Here is a 23,544-nt window from a genome sequence, read left to right as displayed (position 1 = left end):
TCGCCTGTGGACAGCCCGAGCCTCACGCGAACACCTCGCGTTAGCATGACGAGAAATCGTCCGGTACCCCGCGCGGACTGGAACGGAAGGCCGTCGACGCGTGAACGCAACTCAGCACCCGGGTCCCCCACCGGACCCGAAGGACCGCCCTGCCCGGCTCACCGTCGGCGTCGTGGGCGCCGGTCGGGTCGGACCCGCGCTCGCGGCGTCGCTGCGACTCGCCGGGCACCGCCCGGTCGCCGCGTCCGGCGTCTCCGAGGCATCCGTGCGCCGCGCGGCTCTGCTGCTGCCCGACGTGCCCCTGGTGCCGCCCGCCGAGGTCTTCGCGCGCGCCGACCTCGTCCTGCTCACCGTCCCGGACGACGCGCTGCCCGGGCTGGTCGAGGGGCTGGCCGAGACCGGTGCCGTACGCCAGGGCCAGCTGGTGGTGCACACCTCGGGGCGGTACGGCACCAGGGTCCTCGATCCGGTGCTCCGGGCCGGTGGGCTGCCGCTCGCCCTGCACCCCGCCATGACGTTCACCGGCACCCCCGTCGACGTACAGCGCCTCGCTGGCTGCTCCTTCGGCGTGACCGCCCCCGACGAGCTGCGGCTCGCCGCCGAAGCCCTGGTCATCGAGATGGGCGGCGAGCCCGAGTGGATCGCCGAAGCGGCCCGCCCGCTCTACCACGCGGCCCTCGCGCTCGGCGCGAACCACCTGGTCACCCTGGTCGCCGAGGCCATGGACCTGCTGCGGCAGGCAGGCGTCGAGGCCCCGGACCGGATGCTCGGTCCGCTGCTCGGCGCGGCGCTCGACAACGCGCTGCGCTCCGGCGACGGGGCGCTCACCGGCCCCGTCGCGCGCGGAGACGCGGGTACCGTCGCCGCCCATGTCGCCGAGCTGCGCGAGCACGCTCCCGGCACGGTCGCCGGGTACCTGGCCATGGCGCGCGCCACCGCCGACCGCGCGCTGGCCCACGGCCTGCTCAAGCCGGAGCTCGCCGAGGACCTGCTGGGCGTCCTGTCCCACGAAGGCCACGACCCAGGCCACGGCCAGGGCCACGGCAACGCCGAGGGAGGCGGCACCCGATGACCACCACGCTGGCGCACACCGCCGCCGACCTCCACCCGCACGGCCACGCGCGCGTACAGGGCCAGGGCCGCAGGGCCGTTGTGATGACGATGGGCGCCCTGCACGCGGGACACGCGACCCTCGTCCGCGAAGCCCGCGACCTGGTCGGCCCCGAGGGGCAGGTCGTGGTCACCGTCTTCGTCAACCCGCTCCAGTTCGGCGCGGGCGAGGACCTGGACCGCTACCCGCGCACCCTGGACGCCGACCTCAAGACCGCCGAACAGTCCGGCGCCGACCTGGTCTTCGCCCCCTCGGTCGAGGAGGTCTACCCCGGCGGTGAGCCGCAGGTCCGCATCTCCGCGGGCCCCATGGGCGAGCTCCTCGAAGGCCGCACCCGCCCCGGACACTTCGACGGCATGCTCACCGTCGTCGCCAAGCTGCTGCACCTCACCGCCCCCGATGTCGCGCTGTACGGGCAGAAGGACGCGCAGCAGCTCGCCCTGATCCGCCGCATGGTCCGCGATCTGAACTTCCCGGTGGAGATCGTCGGCGTACCGACCGTGCGTGAGGCGGACGGCCTGGCCCTGTCCAGCCGCAACCGCTACCTCTCGCCAGCCGAGCGCCGTACCGCGCTCGCCCTGGCCACCGCCCTGTTCGCGGGCCGCGACCGGCTCACCGCCCAGCAGGCCCTGCACGCGCGCGCGGCGGCCACCCCGGCGGCCCGAGAGCGCGCCGTCGCCCTCAGCGCCCTCGGCGAGGCCCGTGCCGCGGCCGACGCGCACGCGGTCGCGCAGGCGTCGCTCGGCGTCCCGGCCGCGGTTCGCGCGGCCGCCAGGGCCGTACTGGACGACGCGGCGGCCGCCCGGCCCCCGCTGGTCCTGGACTACCTGGCCCTGGTCGACCCGGCCGACTTCACCGAGGTCCCGGACGGCTTCACCGGCGAGGCGATCCTCGCGGTCGCCGCACGGGTCGGCGCCACCCGCCTGATCGACAACATCCCTCTCACGTTCGGAGCCGCTTCATGAGCCCCCTGAACGGCACCTCCGTGACCGGCACCGGCACCGGCATACGGCTGCACGCCCCGGCCCCCAGCTGGGCCATCGACGCCGACGTGGTCGTCGTCGGCTCCGGCGTGGCGGGCCTCACCGCCGCACTGCGCTGCGCGACCTCGGGCCTGAGCACCGTCGTCGTCACCAAGGCCCGCCTGGACGACGGCTCGACCCGCTGGGCGCAGGGCGGCATCGCGGCCGCGCTCGGCGACGGCGACACCCCCGAACAGCACCTGGACGACACCCTGGTGGCGGGCGCGGGCCTCTGCGACGAGGAAGCCGTACGGCTCCTGGTCACGGAAGGCCCCGACGCGGTACGCCGCCTCATCGCCACCGGCGCGCACTTCGACACCTCGGCCTCCGGCGAGATCGAGCTCACCCGCGAAGGCGGCCACCACCGGCGCCGTATCGCCCACGCGGGCGGCGACGCGACCGGCGCGGAGATCTCCCGCGCCCTGGTCGACGCGGTACGCGAGCGGGGGATCCGTACCGTCGAGAACGCCCTGGTACTCGACCTCCTGACGGACGCCGAAGGCCACGCGGCCGGGGTCAGCCTGCACGTCATGGGCGAGGGCCAGCACGACGGCGTCGGCGCGGTCCACGCGCGCTCGGTGGTGCTCGCGACCGGCGGCATGGGCCAGGTCTTCTCGGCCACCACCAACCCCTCGGTGTCGACGGGCGACGGCGTGGCCCTGGCGCTGCGGGCCGGGGCGGAGATCAGCGACCTGGAGTTCGTGCAGTTCCACCCCACGGTGCTCTTCCTCGGCTCGGACGCCGAGGGCCAGCAGCCGCTGGTCTCCGAGGCGGTACGCGGCGAGGGCGCCCACCTCGTCGACGCCGACGGCACCCGCTTCATGCTCGGCCAGCACGAACTCGCCGAACTGGCCCCCCGGGACATCGTCGCCAAGGCGATCATGCGCAGGATGGCCGAGCAGGGCGCCGAGCACATGTACCTGGACGCCCGGCACTTCGGCGCCGAGATGTGGGCCACCCGCTTCCCCACCATCCTCGCCGCCTGCCGCGCCCACGGCATCGACCCGGTGACCGAGCCGATCCCCGTCGCCCCGGCCGCCCACTACGCGTCCGGCGGCGTCCGTACCGACCGGCTGGGCCGCACCACGGTCGACGGCCTCTACGCCTGCGGCGAGGTCGCCTGCACCGGCGTACACGGCGCCAACCGCCTGGCCTCCAACTCCCTGCTGGAAGGCCTGGTCTACGCCGAACGCATCGCGGACGACATCGCCGCCCACGCGCGCGTAGGCGAGGAGGCCTCCGCCCCGGTCGCCACCCCGGTCATCACTCCGGAACCCGAGCGGCCCGCCCACCCCCTGCTCCCCGCCGCCGCCCGCTTCACCATCCAGCGGATCATGACCACCGGCGCCGGAGTGCTGCGCTCCGCCGAAAGCCTCGCCGACGCCGACGCCGAACTCCAGCGCGTACACACCGAGGCCCGCGGCGAGCTCACCGAGAACGGCAAGACCGCGGAACCCGGCACCGACACCTGGGAGACCACCAACCTCCTCTGCGTCGCGCGCGTGCTCGTCGCCGCGGCGCAGCGCCGCCAGGAGACCCGCGGCTGCCACTGGCGCGAGGACCACGCGGAGCGCGACGACACCGACTGGCGGCGCCACATCGTCGTACGCCTGAACCCCGACCGCACCCTCGCCGTACACACCACCGACTCGCCCGACTTTCCTCCCACCAGGCCCCAGGAGCAGTGACCGAAGTGAGCGCCCCCAGCACCCCTGGCACCCCCGAAAGCTCCGAGCTCCCGCTCGCCCAGAACCCGGGCGGCGGCTGCGGTGACGCCTGCGGCTGCGCGGCGGAAGGCGACCTAGCGGCCGACGGACCCGACCCCATGGAGTGCGGCCTCGACCCCTCACTGGCGGCCCTGCTCGCCGATGCCGGGCTCGACCCCGTAGAGGTCGAGGACATCGCCCATATGGCGATCGCCGAGGACCTGGCGGGTGGTGTGGACGTCACCAGCGTCGCCACCATCCCCGAGGACGCCGTCGCCACCGGAGACTTCACGGCCCGTGAGGCGGGCGTCGTCGCGGGCCTGCGCGTCGCCGAAGCGGTCCTCTCGGTGGTCTGCACGGACGAGTTCGAGGTCGAGCGGCACGTCGAGGACGGCGACCGGGTCGCGGCGGGCCAGAAGCTGATCTCGGTCACCACCCGCACCCGCGACCTGCTCACCGGCGAGCGCAGCGCGCTGAACATCCTGTGCCGCCTGTCCGGCATCGCGACCGCCACGCGCGCGTGGGCGGACGTGCTCGACGGGACGAACGCCAAGGTCCGCGACACCCGCAAGACGACCCCAGGACTGCGCTCCCTGGAGAAGTTCGCGGTGCGCTGCGGCGGCGGCGTCAACCACCGGATGGCCCTCTCCGACGCCGCCCTGGTCAAGGACAACCACGTCGTGGCGGCGGGCGGTGTCGCGGCCGCGTTCAAGGCCGTACGCGAGCGGTTCCCGGACCTGCCGATCGAGGTCGAGGTCGACACTCTCGACCAGCTCCGCGACGTCCTGGACGCGGGAGCCGACCTGATCCTCCTGGACAACTTCACGCCCCAGGAGACGGCCGAAGCGGTCGCCCTCACCCAGGGCCGGGCCCTGCTGGAGTCCTCCGGACGCCTCACCCTGGACACCGCCCGCGCCTATGCCGAGACCGGCGTCGACTACCTCGCCGTGGGCGGGCTCACCCACTCATCGCCGATCCTCGACATCGGCCTCGACCTGCGTGAGGCGAAGGTCTGATGCTGCTCACGATCGACGTCGGCAACACCCACACCGTCCTCGGCCTCTTCGACGGCGAGGAGATCGTCGAGCACTGGCGCATCTCCACCGACGCCCGCCGCACCGCCGACGAACTCGCCGTCCTGCTCAACGGCCTGATGGGCATGCACCCTCTGCTGGGCGAGGAACTGGGCGACGGCATCGACGGCATCGCCATCTGCGCCACCGTCCCCTCCGTGCTGCACGAGCTGCGCGAGGTCACCCGCCGCTACTACGGCGACGTACCCGCCGTGCTGGTCGAGCCCGGCGTCAAGACGGGCGTGCCGATCCTCACCGACAACCCCAAGGAGGTCGGCGCCGACCGCATCATCAACTCGGTCGCGGCGATAGAGCTGTACGGCGGCCCGGCGATCGTCGTCGACTTCGGTACGGCGACCACCTTCGACGCGGTCACCGCGCGCGGTGAGTACGCGGGCGGCGCGATCGCCCCCGGCATCGAGATCTCCGTGGAGGCACTTGGCGTCAAGGGCGCCCAGCTCCGCAAGATCGAACTGACCCGCCCGCGCAGCGTCATCGGCAAGAACACCGTCGAGGCCATGCAGTCCGGCATCCTGTACGGTTTCGCCGGCCAGGTCGACGGCGTCGTCGGCCGTATGGCCCGCGAGCTCGTCGGCCCCACGGGCGACCCCGACGACGTCACGGTGATCGCCACCGGCGGTCTGGCCCCCATGGTCCTCGGCGAGTCCACCGTGATCGACGAGCACGAGCCCTGGCTCACCCTGATCGGGCTGCGCATGGTCTACGAACGCAACGTGTCCCGCAACTAGCCGCAGCCGCCCACCCCGGGGGAAGTCCAAGGCCAGCGGCGGCCCGTTGGTCGAGCCCGCCCTGACCGCCTCCACGTCCGGATCGTCGAGCAGCGGCCCGCGCCCGCCGCGCCCACTGAGTGAACGTGCAGCGGGTTTTGTCTGATTAGTGCGTATCGTCGTTTCATGCCCACGCCATACGGAACCCGCGGCGGCATGGCGTTCAGCGCAGACGAGCTGCGTGTGCTCCGACGCGCCCTCGCCCTTGCCCTCCACCCCAGCCCTACCTCCGACCAGGACGTCCAGGACTGCCTGCGGCTCGCAGGATCGGTCCAGGAGGCGGTCCGTGAGGGCGCCAGACTCCGCGCCTTCCTGCTGGCCGACCTGGCCCGCTACCGGCAGGCGCTCCCCGGCACCGCCACCGGCTACCTGGACCTGCTCGCCGACGCCCTGACCACCGGCTACCGCCCGGAGCCCGACGACCTCGCCGCGCTCCGCGCCCTGCGCGGCAACCCGGCCGCCGCCGCCCTGCTCGCCCACTGCCAGGCCCTCGCCGAGCAGGCCGTACGCGCCAAGCTGGCAGGCCGCACGGTCCCGGTGTCCCGCTCCCACCTGCGCGCCCTGCCCGGCGGCAGGCCACAGGCACAGGCACAGCCACAGCCTCAGGCGGCCGCCGCCGACCCCAAGAAGCCCACCCCGGCCAGCCGCCCCGCCCCCGCCCGCCCGGTGCCCACCCCGGCCGAAGCCTTCCCGCCCCGCCGCCGCCCGGCCGCCCCTGGCCCCACGCCAGCCCCCGAGCGCGAACCGGCCCCGGAGCGACCCGCCCCGCCGCAGAAGCTCGTCGCGGGATAGCTACTCTGGAGGGCATGGACTACGTCTCCGCGCTCCTGCCACCCGTAGTGATGGCCGCGTTCTTCATCGGCCTGATCGTGACGATCGTCAAGACCCAGGGCGGCGCAAACAAGGCCAAGGAGGACGGCGCGGTCGACGCGGCCGTCGCCCGCGCCGCGCACGTCCACCACCACCAGCCCGCGGCGGCCTCGCCCCCGGCAACCGGCCCCGGCGAGGCCTGACCCAGCGCACAGCACCTCAGCGGCGTACGGCTCGCTCACTTTTCGAGCCGTACGCCCTTTTTGTTGGCCAAATAGTGCATCCGAGGCTCATCTCCCACTATTGTTCCTGCTGTGCCTCGCCCATTGGGAGATCTCGAAGACGCGGTCATGACGCGGGTGTGGAACTGGAACCGCCCGGTCACCGTTCGAGAAGTCTTGGAAGACCTTCAGCAGGAACGGTCCATCGCCTACACGACGGTCATGACCGTATTGGACAATCTCCATCAGAAGGGCTGGGTACGCCGGGAAGCGGAAGGCCGGGCCTATCGATATGAGGCGGTCTCGACCCGCGCCGCCTACGCGGCCGCACTGATGAACGAGGCCTGGTCGCAGAGCGACAACCAGGCCGCCGCGCTCGTCGCCTTCTTCGGGATGATGTCCCCAAAGCAACGAGAAGCACTCACGGACGCGGTACGTATGGTGCAGGGACCCGAGGCGTCCGAGACCGCCGAGCCCTCCGAGCCCCCCAAGACCTCCGAGACTCCCGAGAGCCCCGACGAGGCAGCGGGCGACGCGGGGCGATAGCGTCCGCTTCATGTCCGAAGAGCTCCCCGCGTATCCCGATGCCCCTGGCAAAGCCGTCACGATCCGCCGGGCGAGGACCGGCGATGTCGCGGCGGTGCGCGAGCTCCTCGACGCGTACGCCCGCCGAAGCATCCTGCTCGACAAAGCGACCGTGACGCTTTACGAGGACATCCAGGAGTTCTGGATCGCGGAACGCGACGACAACGCACAGGTCGTCGGCTGCGGTGCCCTGCATGTGATGTGGGAAGACCTGGCAGAAGTCCGCACCCTCGCGGTGAACCCCGAGCTCAGGGGCTCCGGTGTGGGCCATCAGCTACTCGGGAAGCTGCTGCAGACAGCGCGTTGGCTCGGTGTGCGCCGGGTATTCTGTCTCACCTTCGAAGTCGACTTCTTCGCCAAGCACGGCTTCGTGGAGATTGGTGAGACGCCGGTCGACGGAGATGTCTACAGCGAGCTACTGCGTTCCTATGACGAAGGTGTCGCCGAGTTCCTGGGACTCGAACGAGTGAAACCCAACACCCTGGGTAACAGTCGGATGCTTCTGCATCTGTGATCGACTACGCGCTTTCCCGTTCCCGATCCGTTACCGAGCGACCAGCGATGCGGTAGCTATGTCCGAAACGCGCACGTTTCAAGGTCTCTTCAGCCGTCCTCTTCTCCCCAAGGGTTTGTGTTTTCCGGAGAAAAGCGGTTTGCTTTCGGACGTACTCCATATAACCGGAGACGGTGAAACAGCGGCGGGCGCGCCGTTGACACCGGTCTCTGAAGTTATCGATGAAGGGAAATCCCGTGGCACAGAAGGTTCAGGTCCTTCTTGTCGATGACCTCGACGGCGGCGAGGCAGACGAGACCGTGACGTTTGCGTTGGACGGTAAGACGTACGAGATTGACCTCACCACCGCCAACGCGGAGAAGCTGCGCGGGCAGCTCGAGCCCTACGTCAAGGGTGGCCGGCGCACCGGAGGCCGTGCCTCGGGTGGCCGTGGCAAGGCGCGCGCGGCCGCTGGTGGCAGCGAGAACACCGCGCAGATCCGCGCCTGGGCGAAGGAGAACGGCTACGAGGTCAACGACCGCGGCCGCGTTCCCGCCTCCATCCGCGAGGCCTACGAGAAGGCCAACGCCTGAGCGCAGCCGCGCGACAGCCGGACGCGGTGGCACTGCGTCGCCGCCGTTTCCACGAGGCGTACGAAATCGGTGCGCGCGGAGCCGCAGGCGCCCCCGCCCGCGTCCGTGCGCGGTCCGAACCCGGTGAAAGCCGGCAGCGTCGGCTCCACCTCGCACCCCGGCTCGGGGGGCCGCACCCACCTGGCGGTCTCCCGCGAGCCAGGCACCGGCACAGGCCCTCCAGGGGGCGCTGGCGCCGTGATCTGGCCGCCCGCGCCGATGGCGGTCAGGTCAAGCGCCAGCGAACCCCACTCCAGCCAGGCGAGCAGCCCCGGCAGCTCGTCCGCGCTTCCCGCCGCGACCAGCCACCGCATCACGTCGCCCTGCCGCGCCAGGGCGACCGGGCCCGCGGGCGGCGCGCCCCCGAGCCGCCGGAGCACGGCGAACCCGGCCTCGGCGGGCATCTGGAGGACGTCGAACCGTAGGCCCGTCAGCAGTTGTACGGGCGGCCCTGGCGCCGTCGCCCAGCCCAGCTGGGTCTCGTACCACTGCCGCACCGGGTCGCGCACGGGGAACGGGCCGCGGGGAGCGGGTACGGAAGCGGGCGGGGTGTGGGCCATGTCTGGAGCAACTCCCGAAAGCCACCATGGTTACGCTTAGTTCCGTGACGGACGCACAGGGTGTCCGCTATGGGGGCGTACGGGCGCGTTCGAGGGCGCAAGCCTGTTCGCCCGTAGCGGAGGGAACCGGGGTGCGCCGCATGGAGTGTCCGTCGGAACGGGTAAGACATTCCTAGTGGGGAGGGGCGACACGCTGGCCTGGCCGTCTCACGTTCGCCATCGGCGTACTGGCGAAGAGGGTATCTGCCTGGCCTGCGGGAACATCGTCTCGGACCATGGGGTTGGAGTAGTTGTCGGCGTTCGGGGTCAGGAGGCCATGGACGGGTGTCGGCAGTTGGAATGAGCGGTCCCCGCTTGCGGGACTAAGCTGCGGAAGGACAGGGAGGGGACCGACCCCTTACTGCCTGACCGCTCTGAGGAGCGATTAACGATGTTCGAGAGGTTCACCGACCGCGCGCGGCGGGTTGTCGTCCTGGCTCAGGAAGAAGCCCGGATGCTCAACCACAACTACATCGGCACCGAGCACATCCTCCTGGGCCTGATCCACGAGGGTGAGGGTGTCGCCGCTAAGGCCCTGGAGAGCCTCGGGATTTCGCTCGAGGCGGTCCGCCAGCAGGTGGAGGAGATCATCGGCCAGGGGCAGCAGGCCCCGTCCGGTCACATCCCCTTCACCCCCCGTGCCAAGAAGGTCCTGGAGCTGTCGCTCCGGGAGGCCCTTCAGCTGGGCCACAACTACATCGGCACGGAGCACATTCTGCTCGGCCTGATCCGCGAGGGCGAGGGCGTCGCAGCCCAAGTCCTGGTCAAGCTGGGCGCAGACCTCAACCGGGTACGGCAGCAGGTCATCCAGCTGCTCTCCGGTTACCAGGGCAAGGAGACCGCCGCCGCAGGTGGCCCGGCCGAGGGCACGCCCTCGACCTCTCTCGTCCTGGACCAGTTCGGCCGGAACCTCACCCAGGCCGCTCGTGAATCCAAGCTCGACCCGGTCATCGGGCGCGAGAAGGAGATCGAGCGGGTCATGCAGGTGCTGTCCCGCCGCACCAAGAACAACCCGGTCCTGATCGGTGAGCCCGGCGTCGGTAAGACCGCCGTCGTCGAGGGCCTCGCCCAGGCCATCGTCAAGGGCGAGGTGCCCGAGACCCTCAAGGACAAGCACCTCTACACCCTGGACCTCGGCGCCCTGGTCGCCGGCTCCCGGTACCGCGGTGACTTCGAAGAGCGCCTGAAGAAGGTCCTCAAGGAGATCCGCACCCGCGGCGACATCATCCTGTTCATCGACGAGCTCCACACCCTGGTGGGTGCGGGCGCCGCCGAGGGCGCGATCGACGCCGCCTCGATCCTGAAGCCGATGCTCGCCCGTGGTGAGCTCCAGACCATCGGCGCCACCACGCTCGACGAGTACCGCAAGTACCTGGAGAAGGACGCCGCGCTGGAGCGCCGCTTCCAGCCCATCCAGGTCGCCGAGCCGTCGCTGCCGCACACCATCGAGATCCTCAAGGGTCTGCGCGACCGCTACGAGGCCCACCACCGCGTCTCCATCACGGACGAGGCCCTCGTACAGGCCGCCACGCTGGCCGACCGGTACATCTCGGACCGCTTCCTCCCGGACAAGGCGATCGACCTGATCGACGAGGCCGGCTCCCGGATGCGTATCCGCCGGATGACCGCGCCGCCGGACCTCCGCGAGTTCGACGAGAAGATCGCCGGAGTCCGTCGCGACAAAGAGTCGGCCATCGACTCCCAGGACTTCGAGAAGGCCGCTTCCCTCCGCGACAAGGAGAAGCAGCTCCTGGCCGCCAAGGCCAAGCGCGAGAAGGAATGGAAGGCCGGCGACATGGACGTTGTCGCCGAGGTCGACGGCGAGCTCATCGCCGAGGTCCTCGCCACGGCGACGGGCATCCCGGTCTTCAAGCTGACCGAGGAGGAGTCCAGCCGCCTGCTCCGCATGGAGGACGAACTCCACAAGCGCGTCATCGGCCAGGAAGACGCCATCAAGGCGCTCTCGCAGGCGATCCGCCGCACCCGCGCTGGCCTCAAGGACCCCAAGCGTCCCGGTGGCTCCTTCATCTTCGCCGGTCCGTCCGGTGTCGGTAAGACGGAGCTGTCGAAGACCCTCGCCGAGTTCCTCTTCGGGGACGAGGACGCGATGATCTCCCTCGACATGTCGGAGTTCAGCGAGAAGCACACCGTCTCGCGGCTCTTCGGCTCGCCTCCCGGCTACGTCGGGTACGAAGAGGGCGGCCAGCTCACCGAGAAGGTGCGCCGCAAGCCGTTCTCGGTCGTGCTTTTCGACGAGGTCGAAAAGGCCCACGCGGATATCTTCAACTCGCTCCTGCAGATCCTTGAGGACGGTCGACTGACCGACTCCCAGGGCCGCGTCGTGGACTTCAAGAACACGGTCATCATCATGACGACCAACCTCGGCACGCGGGACATCTCCAAGGGCTTCAACCTGGGCTTCGCCGCCCAGGGGGATGTGAAGACCAACTACGAGCGCATGAAGAACAAGGTCAACGAAGAGCTCAAGCAGCACTTCCGCCCCGAGTTCCTCAACCGCGTCGACGACACCGTGGTCTTCCACCAGCTCACCGAGGAAGACATCATCCAGATCGTCGACCTCATGATCGCCAAGGTCGACGAGCGCCTGAAGGACCGCGACATGGGCATCGAGCTCAGCTCGACCGCCAAGTCGCTCCTCGCCAAGCGTGGCTACGACCCGGTGCTGGGCGCGCGGCCGCTGCGTCGCACGATCCAGCGCGAGATCGAGGACATCCTCTCGGAGAAGATCCTCTTCGGCGAGCTGCGCCCCGGTCACATCGTGGTCGTCGACACGGAGGGCGAGGGCGCCGAGCAGAAGTTCACCTTCCGCGGCGAGGAGAAGTCCCCGCTGCCGGACGTTCCGCCGATCGAGCAGGCCACGGGCGGCTCTGGCCCGAACCTGACGAAGGACGTGTGACGCTCGCACCGCGCACGCACAAGGGGCCGCCCCGGAACTTCGGTTCCGGGGCGGCCCCTTTTCGTACGCCCGTATCTGTTCCCGGGCCTCCCGGGCTTGCCTGTTACCCGAACTGGCCGGGCTGGTAGTCGCCGGCGGGCTGCCGGACGATGACGTTCAGGCGGTTGTACATGTTGATGAGGGCGATCAGGGACATCAGGGCGACGAGCTGTTCCTCGTCGTAGTGCTTGGCGGCGTTCGCCCAGGCCTCGTCCGTGACGCCACCGGCCGCGTCCGCGATGCGGGTGCCCTGCTCGGTCAGTTCCAGGGCGGCGCGCTCGGCGTCGGTGAAGACCGTGGCCTCGCGCCAGGCCGCTATCAGGTTGAGGCGCAGCGAGGTCTCTCCGGCGGCGGTGGCGTCTTTGGTGTGCATGTCGGTGCAGAAGCCACAGCCGTTGATCTGGCTCGCGCGGATCTTCACCAGTTCCTGTGTGGCGGCGGGTAGTTCCGAGTCCGCGATCACCTTGCCTGCCGAGCCGAGGTGCTTGATGAGCTTGCCTGCGACCGGGCTGGCGAAGACGTTCAGACGGGCTTCCATGGTGTGCTCCTCTGCCGTTGCTGGTGGCTACACACCTATGACGGACCGGTCGCCGGGAATGTGACACGGCCGCGACACGGGTTAGGGGAGCAGGGTCACCTCGACGTGGTCGGGGAGGGCGTCCAGGCCGTCTGTCTGCCCGCCGGACACACGCACACGGGCGAGGCGGCGGAGAGGGAAGTGCCGGGGGGCGACGTCGATGCGCTCCGTGGCGGCGAGCAGGTCCACGCGCAGGTCTGTGACGTGGGGGAAGAGGCGGGAGACGTGGCCCGCCGCCGTGGTCCAGTCGCCCGAGTGCTTCAGCCACAGCGTGGTGATGCCGGGCAAGGACAGCCCAGGCGGCGCGTGAGTGAGGCTGCCGGATGACAGGTGTAGCTGGGTGAGGTGGGGGAGGCGGGCGAGGGCCTGCCAGTCCGCAGCTGAGTCCGGACCGTCGGAGCGGCCGAAGATGACCCATTCGAGCTGTGGCCAGCGGCCTATGTGCTCCACGTCGGTCAGGGTCTGGCGGGCGTCGAAGAGGCCGAGGTCGCGCAGCGGGGCCTCGGCGGGGAACTCGGCCAGGCTCCAGGGCTCGGCGATCTCGTTGAGACGGAGCGCCTCCAAGTCGCGCAGGGCGGCGCCCCGCGCCTCGGGCGTGAGGCGCCCGGGCGGGATGGAGAGCCGTAGCAGTGTGGGGGCGCAGGCTGTGATCAACTCGGAAGCGGCGGCGGCGGACACCGTGGCCCGGATGTCCAGCTGCCGTGGGCGGAGCCCCAGCCGGGTGATCTCCGCGATCTGCTCGTCCTTGACGACGGTGAAGTGGGTTTCGCCGTCGTCGAGGTGGGCGATGACCTGCTCCGCGTACGGTCGGCACTCGTGGCGGTCCCAGGCCCACATCAACTGTCTGCGTACGAAGACCGACTCATGCCGGGCGAACCGCGCGAGGAACGGGATCGCGGCCTCTGCCCGCACATCCGTCGCGGTGATCACCACACGGTGCGCGTCCTCATGGTGCGGCAGTTCCTCCGGGCCAGGCAGCAGGTCCAGCACCATGGGACCGATCGCCGCGAGGTCCCGGGCATCCTCCAGGCCGCGCGGCGGGATGAGCGTGGACGTACGGCGTTCGACCTCTTCCCGTACGGGTGCGGCCAGGTCCGTCGCGTGTTCCAGGCAGGCGGCCGCCAGCAGGTAGACGCGGCTCCGCGTCCGCTTGTCCGGGGCGGCGTCCCCCTGTGCGAGCAACTCGCTGAAGATCTCGGCGCGTTCGCGCGGGCGGGCGTGGGCGACCGCCATCCGGATGACGTCCTCCCACTGGTCGTCCGCCGCGTGTGAGACCAGGACGCCGAAGTCGCCCTCCTCCACGGCGGCCCGTGCGCCGAGGAAGTCCTGGAAGGTGCGGTGAATGAAATCCACTGTCCCCGGGGCTGGTTCGCGCAACAGGCCGCTGCGGTGCAGGAAGTGGGTGTACACGGCCCCGGTGTCGCCGAGGGCGGCCACCTCAGGGACGGCGGGCAGCGTGTCGCGGATGATGCTTTCCGCCCGCGCGCGGTCCATTGACGTACGGCCGTTGCGGATCAGCCAGTACGCGAGGCGTTGCAGCAGCTGGATCTGGGGTTCCTCCCGCAGGTCCGGGACGCGCATGTCGCGTTCGCGGTCGCGGCGGGTGAGGAGCATCGAGAGTGCGGCGGTGTAGAGGTCCTTGCGGCCGTGCGGCAGGAAGCCGCGTCTGTCCCGGTGCAGGGCGCAGATCAGGCCGCACATCAGCGGGTTGGTGGCCAGGCGGCCCAGGTCGGACTTCGCGCGTACGGCTTCCAGAAGCTGACTCTCGTACGCGGCGAGGTCGGCGTCCTCGTCCGCCGCGCCCGTGCGCGCGGCCTGGTGCCAGCGCTGGATGAACGCCGTCACGGCGCCGCGGCCCATCTCGGTCAGCGTCAGCTCGGCGAAGTCCTCGTCCGCGAGCCAGTCTTCGCGTACGGCGGAGGGGCGCGAGGTCACCAGCCAGCGGTTGCCGGGATAGGCCTCGATCAGATCGCTGAGCCACATCCGGGCGCGGGCGCGCTCGGCGTCGGGGACCTCGTCGATCCCGTCCACCAGGACCAGGCCCCGCCCGGAGGCCAGTACGCGGGCCTCCCAGCCGTCCGGCTGGGTCCCGGCGAGCGGGCAGCCAACGGCGGACAGAAAGTCCCTGGGGGAGGGGAGGCGCTCGCCGTGCCGGGTGAGGGTGCGCAGCGGCAGGACGAACGGGACGCGGCCTTGGACGTACGCCATCGGGTCGTCGGGGTCCTGGCGGGTGGCGCTCACGGCCAGCCACTGGACGAGGGTGGTTTTGCCGGACCCGGCCTCGCCGCGCAGCAGGACGCGCTCGTGGCTGGCCAGGGCCTGGTCGGCGGGGCGGGGTTCGGTGAGCATCTGTGCCACCTCATCAGCCGTGAACTCGAAGACGCCGGTGTCGCGGCCGTCGAGCTTGGCGTCCAGGAACTGGTCGAACCGCTGGCGCCGATGGGAGAGGCTGCTGAGCAGCTGGGGCAGATCCTTCTGGAGTGGCCCCGGCGCCGTCGCCTCCAGGCTCAGATACGCCGCGTCCAGCGGCCACCGCCCCGGCGAGTTGGCCAGGTCGAGACCGTAGATCGTGAGCTTGCTGTGCTTCTTCGCGATGTACGCGAGATAGCGCCGCTCGAACTCCGCGTCCCGCGCGTCCGGCCGGGGCGTCCGGGCGATCAGCTCGTCGACCTTGGCGACCAGCTCGCCCTGGCGGCGGCTCTGCTCGACCAGGGTGCGCGGGACAAACGTCGAGCGCTGGGTGAAGAAGTGCAGGATGTGCAGGCACGCGGTGTCCAGGAGGCGGGCGTAGAGGTGCGTCGCGTCGGCCGACAGGTGGCGGTCGGGGCGGTCGCTCGCCCGGCGCAGCGAGGCCGCGAACGCCTCGTGCCCGAGTTGCACCGCCTCGACATCGCTCAGGTCCAGGTCGCCGAGGGTGTGCAGCGTGTGGGCCAGCGCGTCGGCGACCGCCCGCTCCTCGTCTGGTGGTACGGGGCGCTCTCCCGCGCGCACGGCCTGCTTGACCAGCTCCGCGGAGAGTTTGCGCAGGTCGGCCTCTACGAGGGTGCGCTTTTCGCCGCTCAGGGCGGCGCGGAAGGAGACCAGCCGCGAGATGCGTATCGGCTTGTCGACAAGGCCCGCGCCCGCCCCTTCGGCCACGAAGAGCTTCTTGACCAGGGGTAACACCGCGTTCGACGCGAGCCGTACGCCGATCAGTGCCGGGTCCATTGCGCTGCTCCCCCCAGAAGCCGTGCGACAGAGCCTGCCAAGGGTCTGCCAGCCGGGTGACCGGCCAGGTCAGAGTAGCCGCCGTCACATTCGGCAGGGGGCGGATCTTGCCGCTCGGTGACATGCCGCACAGGCGATTTGTCCGTTACTAGGAGGAATAGTGGTGAGCGTGGGTGGATGGGCCGGGCCCTTTGGCGATGAACCGAAGGGACTTTGGTCCTGCCCGGCGTGGCCGAGGGTGAGAGGCGGCTGACCGGCCTCGGGGCAGGGGCGCGAAGTGGGGCTAAACCTCTTTTGGAGATCCAATTCGGACAGTGTCGGGTATGGGGGATGAGTGAGGTTTAGTCGTGTCAAGGGGGTGTGAATCTGGAGGTGTTATACGAGCTTGGGTAGTAGATGGGGGTTTTGGGCGAGAGTGGGGGTGGGGGTTACCAAGGGATGGCCATCCCGGTCTCCGGGTTCCCGCAAGGGTGCTCGTGGCCGGGTCTCTTCTTGTCCCGGCCACGGAGGTCATCCCACGATGTCGAAGCGCAGCCACTCCCACAGTCCCCTCTCGTCCCTGCTCCGTACGCGGGCCACCGTCGTGGCCGTCAGCCTGGGAGCATCGGCGCTGCTGGGGACCGGGGTCGCGGTAGCCGCCGAGACGAGCGCGAGCAAGAGCACGAAGCTGACCGGTGCCGCCGCCTCGATCGAGGCGCAGGCGAAGGCGCAGCTCAAGGCCGCCGACCAGCTGGCGGCGGCTGCGAAGAAGGCAGCGGCGGCCAAGAAGGCTGCGGCTGCCAAGAAGGCCAAGGCAGCCAAGAAGGCTCCCGCCTGGTCGGACCCGGTCGACAAGTACACGCTGACCGCGAGCTACGGCAAGGGCGGCAGCATGTGGGCCAGCAAGCACTCCGGACAGGACTTCGCGGTGCCGGTCGGCACCCCGGTCGAGTCCGTGGGCGCCGGAACCGTGGTCAAGTCCGGCGGGAACGGCGCGGGTGACGGGCCCGCGTACGGCAACGCCGTGGTGATCAAGCACAGCGACGGCCGCTACTCGCAGTACGCCCACCTGTCGAAGATCAACGTCTCGACCGGCCAGAAGGTCAAGGCCGGCCAGCGGATCGCCCTCTCCGGCAACACCGGAAACTCCAGCGGCCCGCACCTGCACTTCGAGATCCGCACCACCCCGAACTACGGTTCGTCGATCAACCCCGTCGCCTTCCTCCGCTCCGTGGGCGTCTCGCTCTAACCCCTGAAGCACCACAGGCCGACAGGCCTTAGTTAGGCCTTAGTCCCCCGGCAGCCGCACCATCGGGAAGCTGCCGGTGCTCGTCGGAGCGTGTTCCGGTAGCCACAGCACGGCGACCGCGCCCTCCGCGGGCCCGTCACCGGTCTCAGGGCCGACATTGCGGAAGGTGAGCCGGGCCCCCAGCACCCGCGCCTGCCCCGCCGCGATCGTCAGCCCCAGGCCATGGCCGTGCCCCGCGCGGTCGCTGCTGCCGGTACGGAAGCGGCTCGGCCCGTCGGCGAGCAGGTCAGGCGGGAAGCCGGTGCCGTGGTCACGTACCCGGATCACCCGGCCCTCGACGCTGACCTCGATCGGCGGCTTGCCGTGCCGTGCGGCGTTGGCCAGCAGGTTGCCCAGGATGCGCTCCAGGCGGCGCGGGTCGGTGCTGACCCGCCACTCGTGCACCACGCGTACCGTCACATCGGGATTCAGCGCCGCGATCCGCCGGGACACGAACTCCCCCAGGTCGATCTCCTGGAGTTCGGCCCGCTCGGTGGCGCCGTCCAGCCGGGCCACTTCCAGTACGTCCTCGACCAGCGTCCGCATCGCCTGCGCACGGTCCTTGACCAGCTCACTCGGCCGCCCGGGCGGCAGCAGCTCGGCCGCCGTGAGCAGCCCGGTGACGGGGGTGCGCAGCTCATGCGCGATGTCCGCGGTGACCCGGCGCTCCGCCTCGTACCGCTGCTTCAGCGCGTCCGCCATCGCGTCGACGGCGTAGGCGAGGTCGTCGGTCTCATCGCGTACGACCCCGTCGATGGCCTCACGTACCCGCACGTCGCTGTTGCCCCGCGCGACCTCGTGCGCCGCGGCCGCGGCCCTGCGCAGCCGCCGCGACAGATGCCCGCCGATCAGCACCCCCAGCGCGCAGCCGCCGAAGACGGCAGCGGTGGAGCCGATCCACAGCGCCTGGTCGAGGTCGTCGATCACGGTGGCGCTGCGGTCGGTGAACCGGGTGTGCAGCGACAGGATGTGCCCGCCGCTCACCGGGGTCGCGGCCCAGATGTCGGGCACGCCCTCGTCGTTCTCCTGTACGTAGGTGGCGCGTCGGCCCGCCTCGGCCTTGGCCCGCAGCTCGCCGGGCAGCTCGGGGTCGTCCAGCTTGGAGCCGAACTGCGTACGCCCCGTCGACTCGTAGATCCGCTGGGCGTACTGGACGCGCTCGTTCTGCACATCGCGCGAGCTGTCCAGCATCGAGACCCGCGCGGCGCTGTGCACGACCAGGCTGAGCACCAGCGCCACCAGCGCCCCCACCAGCGCGATCGCCGCACTGAGCTTCCAGCGCAGGCCGGTACGCAGCCCTCGGGGGAGCCTGTCGAGCAGCTTGGCGGACAGCCCGCCAGGCCGCTTGCCCTTGCTGGACAGCCCGCCGGACAGCTTGCTGGGCAGGCGGCTGGACAGTTTGCCGGACAGCTTCATCCTCTGAGCTTGTAGCCGAAGCCGCGGACCGTCTCGATCCGGTCCTGGCCGATCTTCGTACGCAGCCGCTGGACATGGACGTCCACGACCCTGGTGTCCCCGCCCCAGCCGTAGTCCCAGACCCGCTCCAGGAGCTTGTCGCGCGAGAGCACCGTGCCCGGCGCGTGCGAGAACTCCAGAAGCAGCCGCATCTCGGTCGGCGTCAGGGCCACCGGAGCGCCGTCGCGGCGTACCTCCATGCCCTCGGTGTCGATCTCCAGGCCACCGAAGTTCAGCACCGCGCCCGTAGCGGGCTGCCGCCCGTCGTCGGCCGCCCCCTGCGCGGCGGCCGGACCCCCCGCGTGCCCGAAGCGGCGCAGCACGGCCCGGATACGCGCGACCAGGACCGCGCCGTCGAACGGCTTGGTCACGTAGTCATCCGCACCGGCCTCCAGGCCCAGCACCACGTCGATGGAGTCGGCCCGCGCGGAGAGCATGATCACCGGAACCGTGGACTCGTCCCGGATGCGGCGGCACAGGCTCACCCCGTCCAGGCCCGGCACCATCACATCGAGCAGCGCGATGTCCGGCTGGTCGCTGCGGAACGCCTCAAGGCCGGACAGTCCGTCGGGCATGGCGGTGACCACGAAGCCGTCGCGCTCCAGGGCGAGCTGCGTGGCCTCGCGGATGACGTCGTCGTCCTCGACGAACAGGACATGGGTCTGCTCAGCCATCCGCTGCTCTCTGTTCTCTCAGTTCTGCTCGGGCGGCGGGCTCTCGCCGCTCACCGCACCGCTGTACTCGTTGTACATGACGTCCCGCTTGACGAACTGGGTGCCCTGCCACCGGTACGTCACCACTTCCTCGGCGGAGGGGTACGGAGCCGTGTCCGCCTCGTTGTACACCTGGGTACTGACCACCAGATCACCCTGGTCGATCTCGGAGTAGACCGGGGGCTGCTCGGCCTGGAAGACGTTCTCGTACTTCTTGGACTTCTCGCTGGACTTCTCGGTGGACTTCTCGCGGTACACGTAGCTGCCGATGCCGACCGCGTCAGCGCAGGTCAGTACGTTGACGACGACATCGGACGACGATCCTCCGGTCAGGTTGCCGTAGGACACGTCCACCGGGTAGCCGTTGCCGTTGCAGGGCTTCAGATCGCGCTTGACGGACTTGCTGACCTTCGGGTCGGACATCACCAGCTGTACCGGGTCCACCCGCTTGACCGCGTCCGACGCGGACGGCAGTGGTGAGGCCGGGGCCGCCGGGTCGCCACTGCGCGCCGGGCCCTCGTCGCGCGCGCCGGTGCCCCCTGTGCCACAGGCGACCAGGGAACCGGCGAACAGCGCCGCGGCGGTGAGCCCGGCCCCTGCCGTACCCACCGCCCATGGACCCCGTCGTCGTTGTTCGGGGTCGCTGCCTTCTAGGCCGCGCAACGCCGCTCCTCACGTTCGAGCACCCGCCCGGCCACCTCGTCGCTGGCCCGGCTTTCCAGCTCCTGCCGGAGCCTGGCCAGCGCCCGGTGCAGGGTGCTCTTGACCGTACCGGCCGACATGCCCAGTGCGGCGGCCGTCTCTTCTGTGGACATCTGCTCCCAGTGTCGCAGCACCACGACACTGCGCTGCTTGGGTGCCAGCACTTTCAGTACGTCCATCAGCAGGGCGCGGTCCGCGTGCTGCTCGGTGGAGTCGTCCACGCTCGCGTCCGGCAGCTGCTCGGTGGGGACCTCTTCGAGGCGGCGGGCGCGCCACCACTCCGTACGGGTGTTGATCATGACACGGCGGAGGTAGGCGTCAGCGAGGCGCTTGTCGGCTATGCCGTCCCAGCGGTGGTACGTACGCACCAACGCCGTCTGCAGCAGATCCTGCGCGTCCACCGGATCGGGCACGAGGCGGCGGGCACTGCGCAGCAGGGCGTCCTGCCGCGTGCGTACGTACTCCTCGAACTCGAGCACCTCTCCGTGCGCCATCTTCAACCGCCTCCGTTTACGCCGTGGAACCGGATCGTCCTCCGGCTCATCTACGAAGCTACGGATGGGGTGTAACGAGGCTTCGTGAAGAGGCCTTCGGTGGGAGCACGGCTATCCCTCGGTTATGTAACAAAGGTAAGAGCCGCCTAAAACCTGTGAATCTTTTGCGCGGTGGGACCCGGTATGAGCGATGTAGGGGCGGCGTCAGCGCGGAGTCGGATCGGCGTCAGCGCGGCGTCAGCGCGGAGCCAGCGCGGCGTCAGTACGGAGTCAGCTCGGCACTAGCTCTGCGGCAGGCGGTAGATCCCGCCGGGCAGCGGCTCCACCAGGCCGTCGGCGACCAGCCCGTCCAGCGCGCGGGCCCGCTGCACCGGCTCGTCCCACACCCGGTCGAGTACGGACTGCGGTACGGGCGCCGAGGCCTCGCGCAGCACCGCCAGCAGCTTGCCGCGCACCTGCCGGTCGGTCCCCGCGTAGCTCTGGCCACGGCGTGGCGGGCCCTGGTGCTCGGGCTTGCCCGCCAGCCGCCAGGCGCACTGGGAGGCGATCGGGCAGTGCGCGCAGTCCTCGTTTCGCGCGGTGCACACGAGCGCGCCCAGCTCCATCGAGGCGGCCGCCCAGCGCGCGGCGGTCGTCTCGTCGTCCGGCAGCAGCGCCCTGGCCAGCTTGCGCTCGGCCGCGGTGGTCGCGTTCGGCGGGTAGCGCAGGCCGCTGACGGCGCGGGCCAGGACCCGGCGCACATTGGTGTCGAGCACCGCGTGCCGCTGGGCGTACGCGAACGAGGCGACGGCCGCCGCCGTGTACTCGCCGATCCCGGGCAGCGCGAGCAGCTGCGCGTGCTGCGTGGGTACGTCGCCGCCGTGCCGTTCGGTTATCGCCGTCGCCGCGCCGTGCAGTCGCAGCGCGCGGCGCGGGTAGCCGAGTCGGCCCCAGGCGCGTACGGCCTCGCCCGGGGGCTCCTTGGCCAGGTCGGCGGGGCGCGGCCAGCGGGCCAGCCATTGCTCGTACACCGGCAGCACCCGGCTGACCGGGGTCTGCTGCAGCATGAACTCGCTGACCAGTACGGCCCAGGGGCCCGCGTCGGGGCGGCGCCAGGGCAGGTCACGGGCGTTCTGCGCGAACCACGCGATGACGGGGGTGTGCAGGGCGGTGTGCGAGTCGGTGGCGTGGGAGGCCGTGGGGTGGGCGGCGGCTGGCTCGGGTTCGGGAGTGAGTGCGGTCGCAGTCATGGCAAGGGCGATCCTCCCACGGGGCCGCCCGCGAATGGCCCAATGAGGGGTGCGGGCGGCGCGGTGCGTCGGGGTGCGGTCGCGCTGGGTCAGCGCCGGTGTGCGCTGTGGTGGGGGGCGGTGGCGTTCGGGTCGGTGGGCTGGTGCGGCTGGTGCGGCTGGTGTGACTGGTGCGACCCGTAGGACCCGTACGTCTCCTGGGACCCGTACGGCCGTTGTGCCGGGGCGGGCGCGGGCGCGGGCATCGGCGCGGCGGTGGCCCCCCCCGGCCCCGCGAACCAGCGCACCGCACCCGCCGACGACCCCCGCATCGTCTCCGTCACCCGGGACACGGGCCGCGCGGCCAGCCGTAGGACCAGGTAGACCACCAGCGTGCCGAGTACCAGACCGGCGGCGACGTCATGCGGATAGTGGACGCCCACGAACACCCGCGAGAAGGCCATCACCACCGCCAACGGCAGCGTCAGCCAGGCGATCCCGCGCCAGACCAGCGCCAGCGACACCCCACAGGCGCCCGCGATGGTGGCGTGGTTGCTGGGGAAGGACCAGTCGCCGTACGGGGGGCACTCCGCCAGCGGGCCCACGACTTCCAACACGGCCCGGCAGGGGCGTTCCTCCTGGATCAGCGACTTCAGTACCTCGCTGCACACGTAGGCGACCGCCGTGGCGAGCGGCGCCAGCACCGCGACGGCGAGGGCGCGCGGGTCGTCACGGCGGGCGCGCCACCACACCACGACGAAGAGCGCGCCGAAGATCAGCAGACCGGCATCCGTCCCGACCTCGCTGAACACTTGAAACCACTCGGGGGTGGTGTGCGCGAAGTCGAGAATGTCTCGATAGAGGTCTGAGGTGTCCACTGGAGTGTTCGGGTCCATGCCCTACATGGTCAACGACGGAGTGGACCAAACGTGAACCGGGATGATGATCTGCGAAAAGTTGTGGCGCCAGGCGGCGGGTGGGGAGGGAGTTGGCGCCGATCTCTCGTACAGTTTGCGCCGTGGGATCTCTGCGCAATCCGATCGGGCCGCTTCCCTCCTCCATCTACTGGCGACGGAGGGCTGTTCTGCTGTCCATGGCCGCGGCGCTGTTGCTGCTGATCGCATGGATCGTCAGCTCGCTTGGCGGCAGCGGCAGTACGGGCGCGAACGGCGCCAATGACAAGGGTGGCCCCACCCCGTCGATCACCCCTGGCCCCTCCGGCTCTGGCACGCCGATCACTGAACGGCCGGGCGGCCGGGACGAGTCGAGCGATGAACCCGGCGACGGCGGTGACGGCGACGGTGGTTCGGGCTCGGGAGGCGGCTCTGGCAGCGGCGGTACGGGCTCCGACGGGGACGACGCCAAGGGCGGCGACACCGGCGGCGCTGGTGGCGGCGCTGGCGCTGGTGGCGGCGCTGGCGCTGGTGGAGCCGCGGGCTCCGGTTCGGGTTCGGGCGGCGGTGCGGGGGAGCGGGTGCCCGCCGGGTCCGCGCTGCCCAACTGCACCTCGAGCGGCGTCAAGTTGACGGTGAAGAGCGTCAAGAAGAAGTACGAGTCCGGCGAGAAGCCGAAGTTCGAACTCATCGCGGAGTCCACGTCGGGCAAGGACTGCAAGGTCGACCTCGGCCCGAAGCAGGCGGTGTTGTCGATCACGCCGGTGGAGGACGACGACCCGCTCTGGTCGTCCGACGACTGCCCGAGCGGCCCCGGCAGTCTGCTGTTGCGGTTGCCGGGCGAGGGCCGGATCACCCACACCGTGGAGTGGGACCGCAAGCCGAGCGCACCGGAGTGCGCGACGCCCCGCCCGGGCTCAGCGAAGCCGGGCCGCTACCTGGTCGAGGCCGAGGCGTCCGGCCTCCCGAAGGCCTTCGCCTCGTTCGAACTGACCAAGTCCTGATCAGCGCGGCGGGGCGGCGGGGCGGCAG

At 70.8% G+C, this 23,544-nt stretch carries 22 protein-coding genes; 13 read left to right on the top strand and 9 right to left on the bottom strand.

Going from position 1 to position 23,544, the window contains the following annotated elements; genetic code table 11:
* Nucleotides 1-100: 100 nt before the first annotated feature.
* The 10 genes from GCN81_RS27930 to GCN81_RS27885 all read left to right on the top strand — a co-directional run bounded on the left by GCN81_RS27930 (nucleotide 101) and on the right by GCN81_RS27885 (nucleotide 8,402).
* Nucleotides 101-1,072, top strand: coding sequence for a Rossmann-like and DUF2520 domain-containing protein (locus GCN81_RS27930; RefSeq protein ID WP_156727360.1), 972 nt, complete (start codon nucleotides 101-103; stop codon nucleotides 1,070-1,072).
* Entirely contained in the window at nucleotides 1,069-2,076 is a 1,008-nt protein-coding gene (gene panC / locus GCN81_RS27925) for a pantoate--beta-alanine ligase (RefSeq protein WP_156727359.1), read from the top strand. Before GCN81_RS27930 ends, panC begins: the two co-directional genes overlap by 4 nt.
* The gene (locus GCN81_RS27920) at nucleotides 2,073-3,821 is read left to right on the top strand and encodes an L-aspartate oxidase (RefSeq protein WP_156727358.1); all 1,749 of its coding nucleotides are present in this window, start codon (nucleotides 2,073-2,075) and stop codon (nucleotides 3,819-3,821) included. The genes panC and GCN81_RS27920 overlap by 4 nt, the downstream gene beginning before the upstream one ends.
* On the top strand, nucleotides 3,818-4,855 hold the full coding sequence (gene nadC, locus GCN81_RS27915; RefSeq protein ID WP_197287809.1) for a carboxylating nicotinate-nucleotide diphosphorylase: 1,038 nt from the start codon (nucleotides 3,818-3,820) through the stop codon (nucleotides 4,853-4,855). The genes GCN81_RS27920 and nadC overlap by 4 nt, the downstream gene beginning before the upstream one ends.
* A complete protein-coding gene (locus GCN81_RS27910) occupies nucleotides 4,855-5,661 on the top strand; it encodes a type III pantothenate kinase (protein WP_156727356.1) in 807 nt (268 codons plus the stop codon). Before nadC ends, GCN81_RS27910 begins: the two co-directional genes overlap by 1 nt.
* A 195-nt stretch (nucleotides 5,662-5,856) precedes the next feature.
* Entirely contained in the window at nucleotides 5,857-6,492 is a 636-nt protein-coding gene (locus tag GCN81_RS27905) for a hypothetical protein (RefSeq protein WP_197287813.1), read from the top strand.
* A gap of 14 nt (nucleotides 6,493-6,506) precedes the next feature.
* Complete coding sequence (locus GCN81_RS27900) at nucleotides 6,507-6,713, top strand: hypothetical protein (protein ID WP_156727354.1); 207 nt, start codon at nucleotides 6,507-6,509, stop codon at nucleotides 6,711-6,713.
* 111 nt (nucleotides 6,714-6,824) lie between these two features.
* Nucleotides 6,825-7,277: a BlaI/MecI/CopY family transcriptional regulator gene (locus GCN81_RS27895; RefSeq protein WP_156727353.1), complete on the top strand. Its 453-nt coding sequence runs from the start codon at nucleotides 6,825-6,827 to the stop codon at nucleotides 7,275-7,277.
* 10 nt (nucleotides 7,278-7,287) lie between these two features.
* Nucleotides 7,288-7,830: an amino-acid N-acetyltransferase gene (locus tag GCN81_RS27890; RefSeq protein WP_156727352.1), complete on the top strand. Its 543-nt coding sequence runs from the start codon at nucleotides 7,288-7,290 to the stop codon at nucleotides 7,828-7,830.
* Between the two features lie 236 nt (nucleotides 7,831-8,066).
* The gene (locus tag GCN81_RS27885; protein ID WP_156727351.1) at nucleotides 8,067-8,402 is read left to right on the top strand and encodes a histone-like nucleoid-structuring protein Lsr2; all 336 of its coding nucleotides are present in this window, start codon (nucleotides 8,067-8,069) and stop codon (nucleotides 8,400-8,402) included.
* Here the strand turns inward: GCN81_RS27885 and GCN81_RS27880 are convergent.
* Nucleotides 8,381-9,001, bottom strand: coding sequence for an SCO3374 family protein (locus tag GCN81_RS27880; protein WP_156727350.1), 621 nt, complete (start codon nucleotides 8,999-9,001; stop codon nucleotides 8,381-8,383). The genes GCN81_RS27885 and GCN81_RS27880 overlap by 22 nt on opposite strands.
* 430 nt (nucleotides 9,002-9,431) lie before the next feature.
* Here GCN81_RS27880 and GCN81_RS27875 point away from each other — a divergent pair, with 430 nt between their 5' ends.
* Nucleotides 9,432-11,957, top strand: a complete 2,526-nt coding sequence (locus GCN81_RS27875) for an ATP-dependent Clp protease ATP-binding subunit (protein ID WP_156727349.1) — start codon at nucleotides 9,432-9,434, stop codon at nucleotides 11,955-11,957.
* A 103-nt stretch (nucleotides 11,958-12,060) separates the two neighbouring features.
* On the opposite strand, the gene GCN81_RS27870 is transcribed toward GCN81_RS27875, so the two are convergent.
* Together GCN81_RS27870 and GCN81_RS27865 are read right to left on the bottom strand one after the other, a co-directional pair.
* Nucleotides 12,061-12,534, bottom strand: a complete 474-nt coding sequence (locus GCN81_RS27870; protein WP_156727348.1) for a carboxymuconolactone decarboxylase family protein — start codon at nucleotides 12,532-12,534, stop codon at nucleotides 12,061-12,063.
* An 81-nt stretch (nucleotides 12,535-12,615) separates the two neighbouring features.
* Nucleotides 12,616-15,780, bottom strand: coding sequence for an NACHT domain-containing protein (locus tag GCN81_RS27865; protein ID WP_156727347.1), 3,165 nt, complete (start codon nucleotides 15,778-15,780; stop codon nucleotides 12,616-12,618).
* Nucleotides 15,781-16,300: 520 nt separating this feature from the next.
* Between GCN81_RS27865 and GCN81_RS27860 the strand changes: the two genes are divergently transcribed.
* The gene (locus GCN81_RS27860; RefSeq protein ID WP_156727346.1) at nucleotides 16,301-17,008 is read left to right on the top strand and encodes a M23 family metallopeptidase; all 708 of its coding nucleotides are present in this window, start codon (nucleotides 16,301-16,303) and stop codon (nucleotides 17,006-17,008) included.
* A gap of 39 nt (nucleotides 17,009-17,047) precedes the next feature.
* Here GCN81_RS27860 and cseC read toward each other — a convergent pair whose 3' ends face one another.
* The 6 genes from cseC to GCN81_RS27830 all read right to left on the bottom strand — a co-directional run bounded on the left by cseC (nucleotide 17,048) and on the right by GCN81_RS27830 (nucleotide 22,515).
* Nucleotides 17,048-18,463: a two-component system sensor histidine kinase CseC gene (gene cseC / locus GCN81_RS27855; RefSeq protein WP_156727345.1), complete on the bottom strand. Its 1,416-nt coding sequence runs from the start codon at nucleotides 18,461-18,463 to the stop codon at nucleotides 17,048-17,050.
* Complete coding sequence (cseB, locus tag GCN81_RS27850) at nucleotides 18,460-19,176, bottom strand: two-component system response regulator CseB (protein WP_156727344.1); 717 nt, start codon at nucleotides 19,174-19,176, stop codon at nucleotides 18,460-18,462. The genes cseC and cseB overlap by 4 nt, the downstream gene beginning before the upstream one ends.
* An 18-nt stretch (nucleotides 19,177-19,194) precedes the next feature.
* Nucleotides 19,195-19,878, bottom strand: a complete 684-nt coding sequence (locus GCN81_RS27845; RefSeq protein WP_407698027.1) for a hypothetical protein — start codon at nucleotides 19,876-19,878, stop codon at nucleotides 19,195-19,197.
* Nucleotides 19,866-20,411, bottom strand: a complete 546-nt coding sequence (locus tag GCN81_RS27840) for a SigE family RNA polymerase sigma factor (protein WP_156727342.1) — start codon at nucleotides 20,409-20,411, stop codon at nucleotides 19,866-19,868. The genes GCN81_RS27845 and GCN81_RS27840 overlap by 13 nt, the downstream gene beginning before the upstream one ends.
* A gap of 281 nt (nucleotides 20,412-20,692) precedes the next feature.
* Nucleotides 20,693-21,640 (bottom strand): HhH-GPD family protein, encoded by a 948-nt coding sequence (locus tag GCN81_RS27835; protein ID WP_156727341.1) that lies wholly within the window; start codon nucleotides 21,638-21,640, stop codon nucleotides 20,693-20,695.
* A gap of 89 nt (nucleotides 21,641-21,729) precedes the next feature.
* Nucleotides 21,730-22,515 carry a phosphatase PAP2 family protein gene (locus GCN81_RS27830; protein WP_156727340.1) on the bottom strand — a complete coding sequence of 262 codons (786 nt, stop codon included), beginning with the start codon at nucleotides 22,513-22,515 and terminating at the stop codon, nucleotides 21,730-21,732.
* 122 nt (nucleotides 22,516-22,637) lie between these two features.
* On the opposite strand from GCN81_RS27830, the gene GCN81_RS27825 reads away from it, so the two are divergent.
* Nucleotides 22,638-23,516, top strand: coding sequence for a hypothetical protein (locus GCN81_RS27825; RefSeq protein ID WP_156727339.1), 879 nt, complete (start codon nucleotides 22,638-22,640; stop codon nucleotides 23,514-23,516).
* The last annotated feature ends 28 nt before the right edge of the window (nucleotides 23,517-23,544 follow it).

Source organism: Streptomyces apocyni (assembly GCF_009739465.1).
Taxonomy (GTDB): domain Bacteria; phylum Actinomycetota; class Actinomycetes; order Streptomycetales; family Streptomycetaceae; genus Streptomyces; species Streptomyces apocyni.
Note: the sequence above shows the minus strand (reverse complement) of the source record. Positions and strands in the feature narration are given on the sequence as shown.